The 18,999-nt window shown below is 50.4% G+C and carries 12 protein-coding genes; 2 read left to right on the top strand and 10 right to left on the bottom strand.

What is annotated here, in order from left to right; genetic code table 11:
* Positions 1 to 606 precede the first annotated feature (606 nt).
* The 5 genes from ACINK7_RS22385 to ACINK7_RS22365 form a co-directional block, all read right to left on the bottom strand.
* The gene (locus tag ACINK7_RS22385) at positions 607 to 2,619 is read right to left on the bottom strand and encodes a dipeptide ABC transporter ATP-binding protein (RefSeq protein ID WP_404358861.1); all 2,013 of its coding nucleotides are present in this window, start codon (positions 2,617 to 2,619) and stop codon (positions 607 to 609) included.
* Complete coding sequence (locus tag ACINK7_RS22380) at positions 2,619 to 3,947, bottom strand: ABC transporter permease (protein ID WP_404358859.1); 1,329 nt, start codon at positions 3,945 to 3,947, stop codon at positions 2,619 to 2,621. Before ACINK7_RS22380 ends, ACINK7_RS22385 begins: the two co-directional genes overlap by 1 nt.
* Complete coding sequence (locus tag ACINK7_RS22375) at positions 3,944 to 5,062, bottom strand: ABC transporter permease (RefSeq protein WP_404358857.1); 1,119 nt, start codon at positions 5,060 to 5,062, stop codon at positions 3,944 to 3,946. Before ACINK7_RS22375 ends, ACINK7_RS22380 begins: the two co-directional genes overlap by 4 nt.
* Before the next feature lie 321 nt (positions 5,063 to 5,383).
* Positions 5,384 to 7,918 (bottom strand): ABC transporter substrate-binding protein, encoded by a 2,535-nt coding sequence (locus tag ACINK7_RS22370; RefSeq protein WP_404358855.1) that lies wholly within the window; start codon positions 7,916 to 7,918, stop codon positions 5,384 to 5,386.
* Between the two features lie 128 nt (positions 7,919 to 8,046).
* Complete coding sequence (locus ACINK7_RS22365) at positions 8,047 to 8,937, bottom strand: carbohydrate kinase family protein (protein ID WP_404361495.1); 891 nt, start codon at positions 8,935 to 8,937, stop codon at positions 8,047 to 8,049.
* Positions 8,938 to 9,517: 580 nt separating this feature from the next.
* On the opposite strand from ACINK7_RS22365, the gene metG reads away from it, so the two are divergent.
* Complete coding sequence (gene metG, locus ACINK7_RS22360; protein ID WP_404358854.1) at positions 9,518 to 11,536, top strand: methionine--tRNA ligase; 2,019 nt, start codon at positions 9,518 to 9,520, stop codon at positions 11,534 to 11,536.
* 483 nt (positions 11,537 to 12,019) lie between these two features.
* On the opposite strand, the gene ACINK7_RS22355 is transcribed toward metG, so the two are convergent.
* From ACINK7_RS22355 to ACINK7_RS22335, 5 genes are all read right to left on the bottom strand, one after another.
* Positions 12,020 to 12,940, bottom strand: coding sequence for a TIGR01777 family oxidoreductase (locus ACINK7_RS22355; protein WP_404358852.1), 921 nt, complete (start codon positions 12,938 to 12,940; stop codon positions 12,020 to 12,022).
* Between the two features lie 201 nt (positions 12,941 to 13,141).
* Entirely contained in the window at positions 13,142 to 13,585 is a 444-nt protein-coding gene (locus tag ACINK7_RS22350) for a hypothetical protein (protein WP_404358850.1), read from the bottom strand.
* A gap of 473 nt (positions 13,586 to 14,058) precedes the next feature.
* Positions 14,059 to 15,957, bottom strand: coding sequence for an ATP-dependent zinc metalloprotease FtsH (gene ftsH / locus ACINK7_RS22345; protein ID WP_404358848.1), 1,899 nt, complete (start codon positions 15,955 to 15,957; stop codon positions 14,059 to 14,061).
* Positions 15,958 to 15,992: 35 nt separating this feature from the next.
* Positions 15,993 to 16,205, bottom strand: coding sequence for a hypothetical protein (locus ACINK7_RS22340; RefSeq protein WP_404358846.1), 213 nt, complete (start codon positions 16,203 to 16,205; stop codon positions 15,993 to 15,995).
* 251 nt (positions 16,206 to 16,456) lie between these two features.
* Entirely contained in the window at positions 16,457 to 17,902 is a 1,446-nt protein-coding gene (locus ACINK7_RS22335) for an RNA polymerase sigma factor RpoD/SigA (protein ID WP_404358844.1), read from the bottom strand.
* Positions 17,903 to 18,039: 137 nt separating this feature from the next.
* Here ACINK7_RS22335 and ACINK7_RS22330 point away from each other — a divergent pair, with 137 nt between their 5' ends.
* Positions 18,040 to 18,954, top strand: coding sequence for a MerR family transcriptional regulator (locus ACINK7_RS22330; RefSeq protein ID WP_404358843.1), 915 nt, complete (start codon positions 18,040 to 18,042; stop codon positions 18,952 to 18,954).
* Positions 18,955 to 18,999: the final 45 nt, after the last annotated feature.

The following is an 18,999-nucleotide window of genomic DNA, read 5'->3' as shown; positions in this document are numbered from 1 at the left end:
TGCAATCTTGTAGGGTGCGCATCGCGCACCTTTCCACGGTACCGAACCGTCAAGAGCCCGACTCAGGTGCGCGATGCGCACCCTACACCTGGCGATTAGTAGCCTATGAACACCAATAATTTCAAAAATATTTACTGATTAGTAAGCTTCTTCAGCTAAAGCCCAAAGATCAGCATATCCATAGCAGGACGGGGTTCGCAAGCCATGCGCGTCAAGCTAAAACGGCCAACCCACATCACGCTCTTTCCCAAGCTCCAGCTTGGGAAAGCCCCCCCGGAAGCTCCAGCTTCCTGAGACCGACACAACCTTCGCACATTCTCAATCACCCCCGGCTCGCTTGTTCAATCTTTCTTGATTGTCGGGAAGCTAGAGCTTCCTGAACAGGTTACCCAAGCCGGAGCTTGGGTAACAGCATATTTTTGGTTTTTGCGACTACGACTGGCTCCTGCTCGGACACTTGGCTTCGGTAAGCTGAAGCATCTTGCTAATCAGGAAATATTTTGAGTTTAAAAACCGGAAACACAGCAATTAACTAAAAATGGTTTTTTCGATAGCTTAGGCTATTAGTGTTCGCTTGAGGAATTAAACTCAAACAGTATTGCAGCATTATTTTTCTTCATGCAACCAACACGCCGAATAGTGCCCGGTGCGTGGTTCGAGTTCCGGCGGTTCTTCTACATCGCACAGCCCTTTGATGGCATGCGGGCAGCGTGGATGAAAGTGGCAACCCGGCGGCGGGTGCAACAGACTGGGCGGTTCGCCGCCCGGTAGTTCGCGTTCTTGAGCGGCATTCTCGGCATCGGGGTCGGCGGTGGCCGCTAGCAAGGCTTGCGTATAGGGATGCTGAGGAAAGTCGAGCAAATCGTCGACAGTGGCTGCTTCGACGATGCGGCCTCCGTACATCACGAAAATGCGGTCGGCGAAATGCCGCACGGTGGATAAATCGTGTGTGATGAAGGCAAGCGTCAGCTCGCGCTTGTTTTGTATTGTTCGCAGCAGACGCAGGATCTCGACGCGTACCGAGGCGTCCAACATCGAGACCGGCTCGTCGGCGATGATCATCGCCGGTTGTAAAATCAACGACCGGGCAATAACGACCCGCTGTTGCTGACCGCCGCTGAGCATGTGCGGAAACTTCGGCAAATAATCGTCGGCCGGCGACAGGCGCACTTCCTCCAGCGCAGCGCGAATGCGTGCTTCACGTTCCTTCGGGTCGCTTACGCCGTGAATGATCAGCGGCTCGCTCAAGGCGCGACGGATTGTCATGAAGGGCGGCAGCGCGCCGAAAGGGTCTTGCTGCACATAGCCGACACGCGCCCGGTATTGCTTGAGTTCATGCTTATTTAAGTCATGCATATGGCGGCCTTCGAAGACGACTTCGCCTTGAGTCGGCTTATGTAGACCGAGTAAGGTGCGCGCCAAGGAGCTTTTGCCGCAACCGCTTTCGCCGACGAAGGCAACCGCCTCGCCGCGATAGAGATGGAAGTTTACGCCATTCACCGCGCGCGCATAGCCCGCCCGGATAAATCCCCATTGCTTTAATTCGAACCAGGTATGCAGGTCTTGTGCAGTAATCAAAACCTCTTTGCTTAACGGCTGTGTTTCCAAAACGGGAGTCGGACTATTAACCAACTCGTGAGGGTTGGTTATTCCGGTAGGGTCCGCATAAAGCCAACAACGGACTTCGTTTCGTTCCGATAAGGTTATCGGCACAGGATCTTCATCGCAGCGGTCGAATCGGGCCGGACAGCGATCGGCGAAACGGCAGCCCGAAGGCAGCAGCATCAGGTTCGGCGGTTGACCTGGAATGTGATCGGGTTGCCGGGTCTGATGCAGGCGAGGGACACTATCCATCAACAGCTTTCCGTAAGGATGGGCCGGTTTTGCAAAAAACTGCGCGGCACTGCTAAGTTCCACGATTTGACCCGCATACATCAGCGCGACACGATCGGCGATTTCGCTGGATGTGGCGACGTCGTGAGTAATCAGCATGAAGCTGGTGCCCAGTTCCCGCTTGATGCGTTTCAATCGATTCATGATGCCGGCCTGCGTCAGAACGTCCAACGCCGAAGTCGGCTCGTCCATGATCACCAGTTCCGGCTCCGCGACCAAGGCCATTGCCAGTACCACCCGTTGGCGCATGCCTCCGGAAAGTTCGAAAGGATAGCGCTTCAGAAAATCGCCGGAGACGCCTACCAGCTCGAACACTTCACCGGCACGGGCCATAGCTTTATTTCGGGACCAGCCGCGATGCACCCACAACGGTTCGGCAACTTGCTCGCCGACTCGCACGACCGGATTCAAGGCGTTCATCGAAGCCTGCATCACTAGAGAAATACGCAGCCATTGAACGTCCCTGCGAAAGTGCTCGGGATTTAGGGCCATGATGTCGACACCGTCAAGCAGCACTCGGCCCGAATAGTGATAGACATTGCGCGGCAGTACCCGCAACAGGGCCTTGGCCAACGAGCTTTTGCCACAGCCCGACTCGCCAAGTACCACTAGCGCTTCATTACGCCGAATTTCGAAGTTCAAGCCGTCTACTGCAGTGACGACGCCGCGTTCGGTCTGATAGGCAAGCCTCAGATCTTCTACTTTGAGCAGGGGTTCTGTCATCATTAGATCCGCCGTAGCCTGGGGTTGAACACACGATCCAGCGCAAAACCGAGCAATGCAAAACCCAGACCTGTCAGCATCAGCAGCAAAGCCGGAGCCAGCACCCAATAATAATAGTGATTGTACAGAGCGCTTTCGTTTTGCGCGTCATTGAGCACCTTGCCCCAAGTCGGCAGCACCGGATCGCCGAGCCCTAGCACCGCCAACGAGGCCTCCAGAAAAACGAAGGCCGGGATCAGCGTTACGAAGGTAGGAATCAGCACCGGCAGAATGCGCGGGACCAAGTAATGCAAAATGATGCGGCTATCGCTGGCGCCGTAGGCTTGCGCGGCCTGAATGTACGGAGACTCGCGTATCGGCAGCAGCATTGCTCGGTACATTTTGGCGCTGGCGCTGAAGATGCCGAGCAGCACCACGACGCCCAGCATTAGCCAAATGCTGGTTGAATAGAGCGTTCCGACCATGACCAGTATCGGCAGCAACGGTAAAATCATGTTGATTTCGGTGAGTCGTTGGATGGTGGCATCGAGGCGCCCGCCGAACCAGACGCCGGCCGCTGCGATCACTAAGGTCGTCAGCGTCGTGCCGACAGCCGCCAAGAGGCCGAAAGCCAGCGCGATCGGCGTACCCCACAGCAGCGCGAGTAGCAAATCGCGGCGCTGATGATCGGTACCGGCGAGGCCGTGAACGCGCCCATAAACAACCAGTTCGGCGGTGATTTCGGCGGCTTCGTCGAATAATACGGCATCCAAGACCAGCGTGTAGCGTCCGGGCAAAACGTCAGGCGAGTCAGTGCCGGGCCGCGCCAGCAAACCCACATGGGGGAGTAGGCCAAGGCGGCGTTCCAATGCCCAATCCTGGGATAGCGAAAAACGGTCGTTGGCCGTGATACGGCGTCCGCCCAACGGTATTTCGCGCCCGTCGGGGGTATGCCAAGTCAGTCGGGCAAAGGGTTCCCGGGTGTGCTTTTCCGACTTCAGAAACAAGTTGATTTCACTCGGAAACTCAGAAAAATCATAGTCGAAGTGCAAGGGTATCTTCAGGCGCTTGCCACCGGTAAAGGCCACCGATTCGGTTTCGGCGGAAAGGCTGGAAATAACCAAGGTTTTAGGCTTGTTGCCGCCTTGCAAGCGATCGAGCCATACCGGTTCGGCATTTCGCGGGTGCATGCGCCAGTAATCGCCGCCACGCCAACGTTCTAGGGCTTCGTCATAGGGTATTGCGATAACCGTAACAATCGATAAACCGACTAAACAGAAAATGATCGCCATGCCGAGTAACGCGGAAGGATATCGGCGCAGTTCCCACAGTCGTTCGCTCCAGTATCTCATCGGGAGACTCCAATACGTACGCGCGGATCGACGATGCCGTACACGATGTCCAGCACCAAGATGGAGAAGGCCAGCAAATATGCGAAGATCACCACCGAGCCGATGATGACCGGCGTATCATGATGGCCGATAGCTTGAAAGATCAAAGTGCCAAGGCCTGGCCAGCTGAAGGTTCGTTCTAAAATGATCGCACCACTCCACATGCTGATCAGCATCAGCATGAAACTGGTAATGACCGGCGCCAGCGTCGGCCTTAAAATATAGCGCCGCTCTATCATCCGCGAAGGTAAGCCTTTTGCTCTGGCCATTTCCACGTAATCTTCGCTGGAGTGAATCAAAAAGAAGGTTCGCCAGGAATAGATCGAAATGAAAATTTGCGACAGCAGCATGGCCAGCACCGGCAAAGCCATGTGTTTCAAAACACTGAGCGTATAGTTCCAATTGTCTTCCGGCGGCGGCGCCCGCACCATGCCGCCGGCAGGCAGTATCGGCAGAAGGAAAGCGAAGCATAGAATCAAAAAAATACCGTAGAACCAAGCCGGTGCCGCTGAAGTCGGTGCCAAAACGATGACGATACGATCCATGAAACTGCCGTAGTGCCGGGACAGCCATAAGGCGGTATAGACGGACAAGAAAAAAATCAACAGATTGGCCGTGCCGAATAAAAGCAAGGTGGCCGGCAAGCGCTCGAGGATGATGGCATGGACTTCGCGCGAGCCCTTGTCGCTGTGCATCTGTTCGGCGCGCCCTAGATCTAGGCGCATCGCGCGGTAAAGATAACTGAAACTACGCAGCAGAAAAGGTCGGTCCAGGTTAAGTCTTTGAACTTCCAAGTCTACGCGGCGTTGTATCAGTTGATTACGCTCCGCGCTGTCGAGTTCGCGGAAAGACAAGTCGCCGCGCACGGCTTCGGAAATTTCGCTACGGATTTGCACCAGGCGCAATTCGTCCACGCGCCCTCCCATGTTGGCAATCAATATAGTGAGATAGACGCCGACCAAAACCATTAGCACCAACGCAATAATGCGTTTGCAGGCCAATAACAGCATCAGTTTGAGATCGCGAAGCAATCCCTCAGCTTTCTTCGGAATACTTGGGTCTTGACTAGGGTTCATGAGGGGTGTTGATTCCAAAATATGTCACTTATTTTTTACCATGAAGCACATGAAGTGCATGAAGGATTTCAAGAAATTACCAAAATCTTCTCGTTAACCTTTTTGGTGAGCGAAAGCTCTATTCAAACGCATAATAAGTTATTGAGTTAATATCCTATTCTTCTTGATGAAATGCTTTTTCTAGGTTAACTGGATTTGAAAATTCTGTATTACGGTATTGGGACAGTTGATAAAGCACTCAATTTTCTTCCCTTCATTATCTTCATGCCCTTCATGGTAATAAAAAACAAGCTATAAACATTGTGCTATGTCAGTACCCGTTCATGGTTCGATACCTTCGGGAATCGATTCGTCGGCGGGTAAGGTTGCGAAGCCGTGAGAGGCGAACGACGGCAGCGCGATACGGTTGGATTTAACCGCCAGTTCCAGACTATTGGCGCCAGCACCGAGTCGAGAAATTTGCCTTGTCGTCAAAGTCACTCGCCAAATGCCGTTCTCGGACGGTTCAGCCTTACCTTTAAGCGAAAGTTTGCCATCGCCGTCAAACAATAAAAAGATGACTTCGTCGATGGCGTCGTTCGGATAGGGCTTTCCTTGATATGTGACTTGCAAGTCGAATGTCGCAGGCTGACCGGCTTTGACGAGGATCGGACCGCCCATGACTAATTCGGGGATTTCCGGTTGAGCGAAGCGCAGCCATTTGTCGGCGGGGTCCGGAAAATCTTCGTTACGGCGCAGCACGATGCTGCCTTCGAGCGGATGCACCGAATGCAGATAAAAAGGCCCATTGCCGATCCAAAAATGACCGCGTTCGGCATACCAGTCGCTTAGTGCTTTGTAACGCGTTTCTACTTCGTCGGGACTCAAGTAGTGTTTCAGCAGCGAGGTAAAAGGAATAAAGCCTTCAAGCCTAGCCGACTCGAGCAATTGTTGCATGATCGGCAAGCTAGGGCCGGACACCAGGCTCAACCAGTCGATTTGCAGATGGTCGGCTTTGTGCGAGGAAAAGGCCAGACGCTCGTTTTGTTCGGCTAAAATGCCCAGAGCCAAGGTATGCCAAGGTAAGACGCTAGGGCTCTTGTCGGCAACCGTAACCTCGGCGTCGGGATGGATTTGATCGCTATAGATGTCGATGATCAGCGGTTGTTTCGAGACGATACGCCATCCACGGAAATGACCCTGAAAGGATTCGAAATTGGGCACATGGGCGCTGTCGTATAACGGACTGTTCGGATCGGCCCGTTCGAAGCTAAGAATCCAAGGCAGCAGTAAGTCGGCCAGGGATAACGTAGTTCCGTCATGCCAGCGCCGTTGCCAATAATCATCCTTATATCGAATACGAATGCGGCCGCGTGCCTCAAGTCCATCGGGATATTTTTCGGCGACCGTGATGAAGCGCATGTCATGACTATTCCAGTCAATCCAGGCATTGCCGGGAACGTTTATGGTTTCGGCTCGGTGTATCGTCAGCCAATCGTGACTGATGATCAATGGTACGCCATATTGGACTGTGACGTCGGCCGACTGGATATGCTGGGGCCAATACAGACCGGTGAATGGGTCCGCCAGCAGCGGCGGATCTTGCAGGGCGCGGATGATTTTTTGGTCGAAGATCCAATTGCTGCCGGCGACCGGATTCCAAGGCTCCGTTAACAAGCCGGGCGAGCCGATGACCATGTTTCCGCCGACTTGATCGTCGAATCGTAAGGTATAGGGCCACAGTGCAGAGGCGGAAACACCGCCGGCTAGATCGACCGCCAGTCTCACATTATGAGCCCGGGGCCAGGCATTGATTTGATCCACCAGCCATACCCGTACAGAATCTTCCAGCGCTAATTGCAATGCCCGGCTCATTAAAGCCCGACGCTCAGGCCAAGTGCGGTAATCGCGGCGTTGCAAACGGTCGGCAATCTCGTCGAATTCGGCCGAAGGGCGATAAGCCTGCCATAAAGGGTCGGCGCGGCCTTTGGAGGTGTAATAGTAGCTGAAATTATCGGTTAGATCGCGCTCGATCCGGCTGGCAACCCAACCGCCAGTGTACAGATGCCAATGGCCGGCATGAGGATCGCCGGCAAGCCAAATGCGTGAAGCTTCGCCGGCGGTGCGATAGAGGTAGCTGATTTCGAACCCGAGATTCTCGAGCAGCGCGCCAATATAGTCGCCGATATTTTTGCGTGCATCTTCGGTTCGGATCAATAGACGCAAACGTACCGGCCGGTCTTGATACCACCAGCGGCCTTGTTCGAATTGAGCACCCAAAGACTGCATTTCCCTATCGATGATGTGTTTGGCGGCTTCGGGATCGTGTTGATAACGCAGTTCTAAAGCTCTGGCAACGTCGGCCAAATGCGCATAGTCCGGAAATGCGGTGCTCAGTGGGAGAAAACGAGGGACAGCCAATCCGCCGTAGATTTCTTCGGCAATATAACGGCGGTTGATCAGTTGATTGAGGGCTTCGCGTATCGCCGGAACATGAAAGGGATTGAGTTCGCCATTGGCGAAATGGGGACCTGTCGGATTGAGGGTCAGTTCCACCGAGCTGCCGTAGGAAATATCGTAGTCGGCGCTTTTCGAATCGCGAAGACGCTGAAAAACCGTGGTGCTGGTGATAGCCTGCGTGAAAATATGATGGCTGCCGCTTTCGATCAGGTTGACCACCTGTCCGATATCGCCTTGTTGGGTAAAGACGATCTGGTCGACCAAGGCGCCGCGGCGACCATCGTTTTGTCGTTCTTCGGAAGATTGCCGACCGGTTCCCCCGAAGGCTGGTGCCGAGCCCTCGTTTTTCAAGTAAAAAATGAAAATAAGCGCCGTGAGAACCGATAGGGCAATCATGGCAAGAACGAGTTTGTTCATGTGCTGCAGGCATCGGTAAAGTGGATGGAAAGCATTCGTTTGGCACGGAGATTATGCATGTCGGGCATGCTATGATTTAAAAAAAGCGATGTCAAACAGCTAATCCAGCTATAACAAATAAAGCAAATCTAACGTAAGAAATCTTGCACTTCTTCCTGCGTCGGTAATCCGGGTCTGGCGCCTGTCTTGGTACAACATAGCGCACCGGCCGCGCTTGCGTAATTCAACATATCCGGCCAGTCTTGGCCTGCAGCCAATGCGGCGGCGAATGCGCCGTGAAAAGCGTCGCCGGCGCCTGTGCTATCGATCGCGATCACAGGATAGGCCGGCAGCTCGCCTTGTTCATTACCGCGTTGCCAAATCAAGCCGTTTTCGCCCAAGGTGATCACGACAGCCGGTGCGATTTCCGCCAGTCGCTTCAATGCGGCGGGTATGTCTCCGGCGTATTGCCGCGCAAATTTTTCCGAAGCAACCAAGTAATCCGATAAGTCTAATAAGCCGATGCTGCCCTCGTGCACCGAGCCTGCGTCGAGCACGGTCGGAATACCGTTGTATCTTGCATAGAGCGCCAGTTGTAAGGAAATATTCGGTTCGTGACCGTCGAACAGCATGACCTTGGTTTCGATGTTCGAATAATCGATCGCACCGGCGGGCAAGGGTAGAGTTGCGCCTTTGTAATTAATCAGTGCGCGCCGGCCGTCGGGTTTGACCAGTATTGCAGACAGTGGTGTCGGTGCCTTGCCTCTAAAAACAAAACAGGTATCGACGCCATCATCGAGCAATTCTTGCCAATGTTTGTTACCGAATAAGTCATCGCCTAAATAACCGGCAAAAGCCGCATTGAAACCGAGCCGAGCAACCGTTATCGCGGCATTAGCGGCAGGCCCTCCACCGCAGCCGGCAAAGCGGTCGGCAAACACTTTTTCATCGGCGCCGGGGTGAACCGGTACCGAAAGAATAAGGTCATAAGTGGCTTGTCCTACGCAAAGGACATCGATATTCGTCGTAGGCTGATTCATAAAGCGGAATAAATGCAAGTCGTTACTGAGACAAGTGTAATGCATTTACGATAATTCGATTAAAAACATCCAAATGGATGTATTCATCGAGACTTGGATCGCGGGCCCCTGTCATTCTATACGTCAATAACGAAATTGGACATGCGGGAAATATCACACATCAAAACTGTTAGCGGTTTTGGCTCGCTTATCCAAGCAAGCAAGCAAGTAATTAATTAACAATTAAACCTAAAAAGAGCATTTGGGGTTTTACCAAGCTGGTGAAAATGTTGTAAATCCTTCACGCTTCGACTTGACTCGGCACGAACGGTTTACACCATTGCCAACTACTCTTTTTAGGTTATACCCATCGTAGATTGAAATTCGGCACCGGGGTGCCCGTCAAAGGACGCCGTTAATACATTCATGTAAACAAAACCTTTTCCGATCACACCGGCGCCTCTTTAACCATCGCCGAAATTTGAAGTGCGAAAGGTATAAAACGTATATCTTGCTTTGATCGTTTTGCAAGTCCCAATAAAACCAGGTTTTATGCCATAATAGCGCGTTTGTTTTTATCATATTCTCGCCGGTTAAAGCCATGTCAGACAGAAAAATTCTTGTTACCAGTGCCCTACCTTATGCCAATGGTCCGATTCATTTAGGACACATGGTCGAATATATTCAAACCGATATTTGGGTACGGTTTCAGAAACAACGGCATCAACAATGCTATTTCGTTTGTGCCGACGATACGCACGGCACGCCGATCATGCTTAGGGCTGACAGCGAAGGCATTACGCCCGAACAATTAATCGCCCGCTCCGCCGAAGAGCATTTGGCTGATTTTACCGAATTTGGCGTTGCGTTCGACAATTTTCATAGTACGCACTCTGAAGAAAACAAGTCGCTCGCCGAGTTGATCTATAGACGTTTGCGCGAGGGTGGACATATCTCATCGCGTAGCATTACGCAGGCTTTTGATCCGGTCAAAAACATGTTTTTACCTGATCGCTTCATTAAGGGCGATTGTCCGAAATGCGGTGCAAAGGATCAGTACGGTGACAGCTGTGAGACGTGCGGCGCGACCTATTCGCCGACTGAATTGAAAAATGCCGTATCGGTCGTTTCCGGCGAAAAACCGATCGAAAAAGAATCGCTACATTATTTCTTCAAGTTACCGGATTTTGAGAACATGTTGCGAGAATGGATAGCCGAAGGCCATTTACAGAATGAAGTCGGCAACAAAATGAACGAATGGCTCGAAAATGGTCTGCAGGAATGGGATATCTCGCGCGATGCGCCTTATTTCGGCTTCGAAATACCGGATGCGCCAGGCAAATATTTCTATGTCTGGCTCGATGCGCCGATCGGATACATGGCTAGTTTTAAAAATCTATGCGAGCGCGAGGAAGACTTGAATTTCGACGATTTTTGGGCCGAGGAAAGCGATGCCGAGTTGTATCATTTCATCGGCAAGGACATCATTTATTTTCACGCCTTGTTCTGGCCGGCAATGTTGAAAGGGTCAGGTTTTAGAACACCGAGCGCAATCTTCGCGCACGGTTTTTTGACAGTGAACGGCGAAAAGATGTCCAAATCGCGCGGCACTTTCATTAAGGCACGCACTTATCTTGATCATCTGAATCCAGAGTATCTGCGGTATTATTTTGCAGCGAAACTCGGTTCCGGCGTCGACGATATCGATTTAAACTTCGACGATTTTACCCAGCGCGTTAATTCTGACCTAGTCGGTAAGGTCGTCAATATCGCCAGCCGTTGCGCCGGTTTTATTCATAAACGTTTTGACGGTTTGCTCTCGAAACATTGCGTGGAGCCGGACCTTTTCGATTATTTCATCGAGGCTAATGAAGGCATTGCACGGTGTTATGAAGCGCGCGAATTCGGCAAGGCAATGCGCGAAATCATGGCGCTCGCAGATCGGGCCAATCAGTATATCGACGAGAAAAAACCCTGGCTGATCGCGAAAGAGGAAGGCCGCGACGAGGAGCTGCATGAAATTTGCTCGATGGGCATCAACTTGTTTAGATTATTGATCGTCTATTTAAAACCGGTAGTGCCGGCAATGGCGCATCAAGCCGAGATTTTTCTGAACTTGGAACCGGAGGCTTGGCCGGATAAGGCCGAGCCGTTGCTTGATCATCAGATCGACGTGTTCCGGCCGCTAATGACTCGGGTCGATTCTGACAAGATCGCTGCGGTAGTTGAAGCCTCAAAGGAAAACTTGCAAAAATTCGAGGAGCCGAAACCGAAACGTTTCGACCCGATCGCCGAGGCGATTGAGTTTGATGATTTTGCCAAACTGGATCTTCGCATCGCGTGCATCGTCAAAGCCGAACATGTCGAAGGCGCGGACAAATTGTTGCAATTAACCGTCGATATCGGCGATGAAACGCGCAATATCTTTGCCGGAATCAAATCGGCCTATGCGCCGGAAGACCTAGTCGGCAAATTGACACTGGTCGTCGCCAATTTAAAACCGAGAAAAATGCGTTTTGGCTTATCCGAAGGCATGGTGTTGGCGGCCGGACCCGGCGGCAAGGACATTTGGTTACTGAGTCCGGATCAAGGAGCTGTGCCGGGTATGCGCGTTAAATAAGGCTAATAGGTTAAAAACTCAAACGATTCGTAGGGTACGCTTCACGTACCATTTTTAGGCTTGGGAGGCTTGCGAAATAGCAAGCGGTGGGGTACGTCGAAACGTTTAGGACGGAGTTGCAAACCCCGGCCTGCTTAGTGATGTGCCAGCAATTCCCAGTTTGAGCATTCTCACTGGATTTAGGGTATCCCTGTCGAGGAACGCCGTGAACCCATCCATGGGGGCTTGACGACAACTAAGCGCCAAGGATGGCGTGTATTAGGGCACCAACAGTAGGCGCTTTAGGCGATGCAGGGCAGAAAAATGCTCCTGCATTTTCTGCAGGAGCAAAAATCTGCCCCTGCTGCCGATATCCTCGCCAAGCATACTACCCCACACCCTGTTTGATCCCCAAATTGGGAATTGCTGGTGATGTGCGTAGGAATAATAAGTCATTGAAATAACATGTTATTCTTAGATGGTTTCTCGATCAAAAGGGAGTAATTAACTACGGTGGGATAACAAGGCCTCGGTAAGTGCCGATTGCAAGTCGTTATATTCAAAACTGAAGCCTAGTTCATTAATGAGTCTTAATGGCATGACGCGTTGGCTGCCAAGTACTAGTTCCGACATTTCACCAAGCAGTAACTTCAAAGCCCAAGCGGGAATCGGCAGTAAGGCAGGACGTTTCAAGCAGGCGGCTAGCGTTTCGGTGAACTCGCGATTGGTGACGGGGTTAGGCGCCGTAGCATTGTATGGGCCGCGCATCGAGTCGTCGTTCAACATGGCGCATGCGATGTTGATCCAGTCTTGCCGGTGTATCCAAGACATCCATTGGGTGCCGGCGCCGATTCGGCCGCCCAGGCCAAACTTGAAGGGTAGGAGCATACGTTGTAGTAGCCCTCCCCCGTGACCTAGAACCAATCCGGTTCGTATTAAACAAACTCTGATATCGAGTTGCTCGGCTTGAAGCGCACTGTTTTCCCAGGCCGAGCATAATCGATGTGAAAAATCGTCTTTGGCGGGCGTCTCTTCATCGAGAACCGTGTCGCCTTGATTGCCGTAATAGCCAATCGCCGAACCGCTTATCAAGACTTCCGGTTTTATTGCCAATCGTTCCAGTGTTTCAAACAAACGATCCGTCAATAAGACGCGGCTATCCCAGATAATACGTTTTTGCGCCTCGGTCCATCGTTTGTCGAAAATTGGCGCGCCGGCCAGATTAATGACTGCGTCGAATCGTTGGTCCGGAGTGATATCTTCGAGCTTGCCCAGGCCTTTTGTGCCGGGGCCGCAAATTAACGGAACGCGTTCGGGGTTCCGGCTAAGTACCGTAAGTTGGTGACCCTGACCGCTCAATTGTCTGGTCAAAAGAGTTCCGATAAAACCGGTGCCGCCTGTTAGTAATATACTTCGCATGGTCATATTTGCGGTTTTAATGGCAATGTTATTTTGTTCGGTAGCAAGGCGCGAAAACAGGCGCATAGCAAGCTATGTAACTGTTTTCGCAACGCAGCTATCGGACAAAAGAACGCGTCAGAAAGCCGCAAATGTGGCCGTGCTAAGTATTTATTCATGACTCGGGCTCCGTAGTGAGAGTGGCAACAACAAATTTAGCCGGTTTGTTTATCGAGATTCCTCGACATGTTGATCGTCGTGTTCCTGTTTTACGGGTAGGAATGATAATAAACCATAAGCGATATGTGAAAGGCCGGCATAGAGAAAAAACAGGCGATAAGTATGATCGATCGGAATGTGATTGACGCGACCATAAAACTCGAGAGCACCACTCAACAAAATCAAAAAAAGACCGGCGGCTGTTAATTCTTTATAGCTTTGCTTCATGAAACAATAGGCGAATATCGATAATTCCGCTAGTACAATATAAATCATCATGATTTTGATGTTATTACTCAAAGGGCCGTAAAGGTCGGTGTTGAGCTCGAAAAATGCTTGGTTACTCGTAAAGGATAGGGTTGCTGCTGCGATACTGACGGCCAGAGAGACATAATAATTAGCTTCCAACGCATATTTGAAGCTGGTTAAGCTTTTTGTTGCAAAACTATTCATGAGATTATCCTTAGGATTTCGTGAACAATAACTTCCTGGAGTTATAGCTTTGTCGAGGGTTCGGTAACTCGCTTGGCAGGATGCCGTGAATACGTCCATGTAGGCTTGACGGCGGAATCTGATTGCCATGGATGACATGAACCCAGCACCTAAATTATCCAAGATAGTTAACCATAGACAATGGATTATGAAATTTAGGTGCTGGGTGAATGCAGATTTTGCATTACGCCATGGATGGCGTGTATTAGAGCAACGCAGGGCAGAAAAATGCTCCTGCATTTTCTGCATTCGTTACATCCTTGTAACTCAGCAGTTGCCGAGGAGCAAAAATCTGCCCTGCTGCCGACACCTGCCAATCGAGTTACCAAACCTTCCATAAAAAAGGGAAATTATTTATCACCAAATCCTTAAAAAAAAAGTCCTCCTGAAAGAACCGAGCAGGAGGACTTTATAGAGGAGGACATTGTCAGCGGCTAGGTTGCCAGGCCGCTTTGACCGATATTGCTGCCGCCCGTTGTATCCGGCGTCACCGTGACAGGGGGTTGTTCGTCCTTGTCATCATCTTCCGGTACCGGAGGGGCAATTTTTTTGCCATTCATTAAATCATCGATTTGAAACTTATCGATGGTTTCCCACTGCATTAATGCATCAGCCATGTTATGAAGGATGTCCATGCGATCGGTGAGAATCTGTTTGGCACGCTCATAGTTTTTGTCGACCAGCGATCGAATTTCGTCGTCGATTAATCGCGCCATTTGTTCTGACATCGCTTTATTTTGCGGTCCGAAATAGCCTTGATTCTGATCCGGGCCATAATCCATCGGTCCGAGGCGATCGGAGAGACCCCACTTAGTTACCATGTTGCGGGCCAATTGAGTGGCACGCTCGATGTCATTGGAAGCGCCGGTGGTTACTTTGTTCTTGCCGTAAATGATTTCTTCGGCAACGCGGCCGCCGAATAGGCTGGCTATTTGGCTTTCCAACTTATCCCGGCTGGCGCTATAGGAATCCCGTTCCGGTAGGAACATCGTGATGCCTAATGCACCGCCACGGGGCATAATGCTAACTTTATAAACCGGATCGTGCTCCGGAACGACACGGCCGACGATGGCATGACCGGCTTCATGATAGGCTGTCATCAACTTATCTTCTTCGCGCATCATCATGCTTCTTCTTTCGGCACCCATGAGCATCTTGTCGCGGGCTTTGTCGAGATCTTCCATGTTCACCTCGCGTTTGTTTTTACGCGCCGCGAATAAAGCCGCTTCGTTGATCAGATTCGCGAGTTCCGCGCCGGAAAAGCCGGGCGTGCCTCGGGCCAGGTCGTTGATGTTGACATCGGCGGCTTGCGGTACTTTTTTGATATGTACACCGAGAATCTGTTCGCGGCCTTTGATATCGGGTAAACTGACCGTGACTTGTCGGTCGAATCGTCCCGGTCTCAGCAAGGCTTTATCGAGTACATCGGCGCGGTTGGTCGCGGCGATAACGATGATGCCTTCGTTGCCGTTGAAGCCGTCCATTTCCACAAGCAATTGGTTCAAGGTTTGTTCGCGTTCGTCATTGCCGCCGCCCATGCCGTTGCCGCGATGACGGCCGACCGCATCGATCTCGTCGATGAAGATGATGCACGGTGCGCGTTTCTTGGCTTGTTCGAACATATCGCGAACTCGAGAGGCGCCGACACCGACAAACATTTCAACGAAATCCGAACCGGATATCGAGAAAAACGGCACACCAGCTTCACCTGCAATAGCCCGAGCCAGCAGCGTTTTACCGGTTCCCGGAGGACCGACCATCAAAACGCCACGTGGTATCTGACCGCCGAGGAATTCGTATTTGGCGGGGTCTCTCAGAAAATCGACCATTTCGACGACGTCTTCCTTGGCTTCTTCAACGCCGGCAACATCAGTGAATTTGACCTTAATTTGGTTTTCCTCAAGCAACTTGGCCTTGCTTTTACCGAAATTCATCTGGCCGCCCATACCGCCGCCTTGCTGTCTTCGGAAGAAATAAACCCAGACTGCGATCAACAGTAACATGGGTGCCCATGAGATAAATATCTGCATCAGCATCGATTGTTTCGGCGGTGATGTGACTTTGATTTTGACGCCGTATTCCAACAATTCGTCGATCATTTTGGCATCGTTAGGGTTATAGGTCATAAACCTTTCCCCGTTACGCCGGCGACCATTGATTTCCTCGCCGTTGATCGTGACTTCAGAAACGACTCCGGCCCGTATGTCTTCGATAAAGTCAGAGTATGACAAGGCATAGTTACTGTCGTTTTGCGGGCCCATTCGGCTAAATGCCGTGAATAGCGTAAGCCCTACCGCTATCCAGATGACGATTTTAAGTGCATTTGATTTCATTTAAATTTACTCCTCTTTAGAGATGTATGAGGATATCATTCTTCTTTCGAAAAATACCTGAAGAAATCTGATTTCGGTTCCAATAACAGAGTATCTTGAGTATTTTCGAACGATTTTTGATAGTCGTTCAAGCTTCGCTGGAATGCATAAAACTCTTCATTTTTGCCATGGCTGACCGCATAGATCTCGGCCGACTTGACATCGCCACGTCCTCGTATTTGTTCGGCTTCACGATAAGCGTTGGCCAAAATAATTTCGCGTTCCTTATCGGTCTGCTCGCTAATTTGTTCTGCAAGTTCCGCACCTTGTGAGCGGGTTTCCTCGCGCCTTTTTACGTTCGGCTTCCATTCTGCGAAATACCGAACTGCTGACTTCGTCGGGCAGATCTTTTGCTAGATGCCTATATCGACCAACTCGATGCCGTATTGTTCAGCGACCAGTCTTAATTTGGTTATGTTTACGTTAGCGACCCCCTTGCTTGCTAAACAAATCATTTGGTTTAACCGGGCTCAAGAAAATCGACTAGATCACTGCTGAATTTATTTTTTAATTTCAATAGCGCACTGTTCTGGATTTGCCGGACCCGTTCCCGCGTTAACGACAACCGGTCGGCAATGTCTTGCAGCGTCATTTCGGTATCGCTATCGAGTCCGAAGCGGCAATTGATGATGTCGGCTTCGCGTTCGGGCAGGGTTTGGATAGCCTTCCTCAAACAGTTTTTCAATGCCGTATTAGCCAATATATTGATCGGTTGCGGAAAATGGTTCTGCTCCATCGAATCGACGATCGCCGGTAAATCTTCATCATCATTGATACTGTTATCGAGCGAAATGGTCGGTTGATAATTATTGACGATGGCTTTGATTTCCTCTTCGGGCAAGGCGCAGATTTCGGCAAGTGTTTTATTGGTCGGCCATTGGTTGTGTTTGACCAGGTAATCGTTCATCGTTTCGAACACCGCGGCCGCTTTTGCCGCGATGTTGTAAGGCAGGCGGACCATTTTTTCCTGTCTCACCATGCCTCGAGTGATGCTTTGCTTGATCCAATAAATCGCATAAGTAGAAAAGCGCACCGAGCGTCGCCAATCGTAACGGTCAACCGCCTTAATCAACCCTACTGTTCCGTCTTGTATTAAATCGGTAAACGGCACCGAAGAATGATGATATTGACGGGCAATGAACGTGACTAGCCTAAGGTTGCCGCTGATCATCGCACGTCTTGAGGAAATCATTCGTTGTTGCTCGATCGACGCGGATTTCAGCAACTCCAAATCATCACCGTTGAGTGCTCGATCCTTGAGCCGGTAAGTTAAGACCTTGACGATTTGTTGCAGGAAATTAGGTAAAAGATGAAGATCTTCCAGTAAGTGTCTGCATTCGGTAAATACGGTACTTGAATGCGGGTTACCTTTGGCGTTGATTACTTGCTGAAAACACTCTAATAACTTGCTTGCGAGCTGTTTAGCGGTATCCTGTGCAGCGTTGTCTTTTTGTACAGGTTCGAGATTGTTTTTTCTGATAAGCTCGGATAAGTCGATGCCATCGCTAATAGCGCTAACAAATTCGCCGGCGATAACAGACAGTCCCGAATCCGAATAAATCATCAAACGCGATAATTTCAAGCGACTTTGTTCCATCTGTTGAGCTAGCGAGGTTAATTCCTCGGCAGTTAAAACCGATGCATTTTGCTGATGGATCAATAACTCGTCGCCTCCATTCTGCATGAATGTCATTGCATTATTCGATGAGGACAGCGCTTCGGTTTCCGCAAATAATTCGGCATCGGCAGGTTCCGATTCGATTTCATCGGAATCGTTGTTTAGGGTGTCGATTTGCGGTCGCCTTAAATGCATTAAATCGGTTTCAAGTGAAGCTTCCTTATAAACGCCTCGAAAACTGCCGGAACGGTACTGATTGTTTAGCATTGAATAGTTCATTTGGGTCATAGTGGATTGCCCCTTACCAAGTAACTGGTTATATACCCTGAGTAAATACTTTGTTGAATCAACTAAAGCTTGGATTAAACATTACTCCTGAGTACAATGTTTGTCAAACATTAATCATAAACAAAACCTGTGCATAAATGTATACAATAAAAACCGTGACCTCACTCACAGGCATAAACACCGAAACACTTAGAGCTTGGGAAAGGCGCTACGGAACCGTTAATCCCGTTAGGGACAGCAAAGGCCGGCGTCTTTATACCCAGCAAGATGTCGAGCGTTTGACGCTCTTGCTAGCGGCCACTCAGCAAGGTTTTACGATTAGCAAAATCGCAGATTTGAGTAACGATGAGTTACAGAATCTGTTGAACGCCAATCAAAATGCGCCTAATGCCAATCAGGAATTGTTTTTTGTGCGGATTGTCGATGCTCTGCTGCAGTTTCGCATGGATGTTTGCGAAGACTTGCTTAGGAGGGCGCTGATCGCAATGGACCCCCTCTGCTATGCCCGGGAGGTTCTTTTGCCGACGCTGGAAAAAGTCGGTAATCTTTGGCATGAAGGTAAATTGACAATTGCTCAAGAGCATTTATTTTCCGCCTGTGTTAAACGAATCGTGTTAAGCATGGTGAATCACGAACAGCCATTTTCCGGAACCAATCCCGGTGTGATGTTTGCGACCATGACCGGAGAACATCACGAATTCGGAATATTGCTAAGCTGCTGGTTAGCCGCTAGCCAGCGATGTAAATGCTATTACATCGGCCCCGATTTGCCATGGGAAGACTTGTTAAACGCCGGAAACCGGCTCAAGCCTTCTGTTATCGTGATGAGTTTCGCTAATACCCCACCTGAACAAGCTATGATTCAAAACTTAAATAATCTGTCCGAAGCGTTGCCGAAAGATATCCAGTTATGGGTCGGCGGTACCGGTGCACAGTATTTGTTCAAGTCGAATCAACTGCCGGAAAGGTCGGTTTTCACCGCTAGTCTCGACGACTTTTACCATCGAATCGGTCGCTTGATTCAAAGTCGTCCGCTCTCTCGGCCGTATTAGCGATTCTCGATCGATTGATTTAAGCTCTGACTTTTCAATACATAA

The organism is Methylotuvimicrobium sp. KM1 (assembly GCF_044788715.1).
Classification (GTDB): domain Bacteria; phylum Pseudomonadota; class Gammaproteobacteria; order Methylococcales; family Methylomonadaceae; genus Methylotuvimicrobium.
This window is presented reverse-complemented; position numbering and strand designations above follow the sequence as displayed.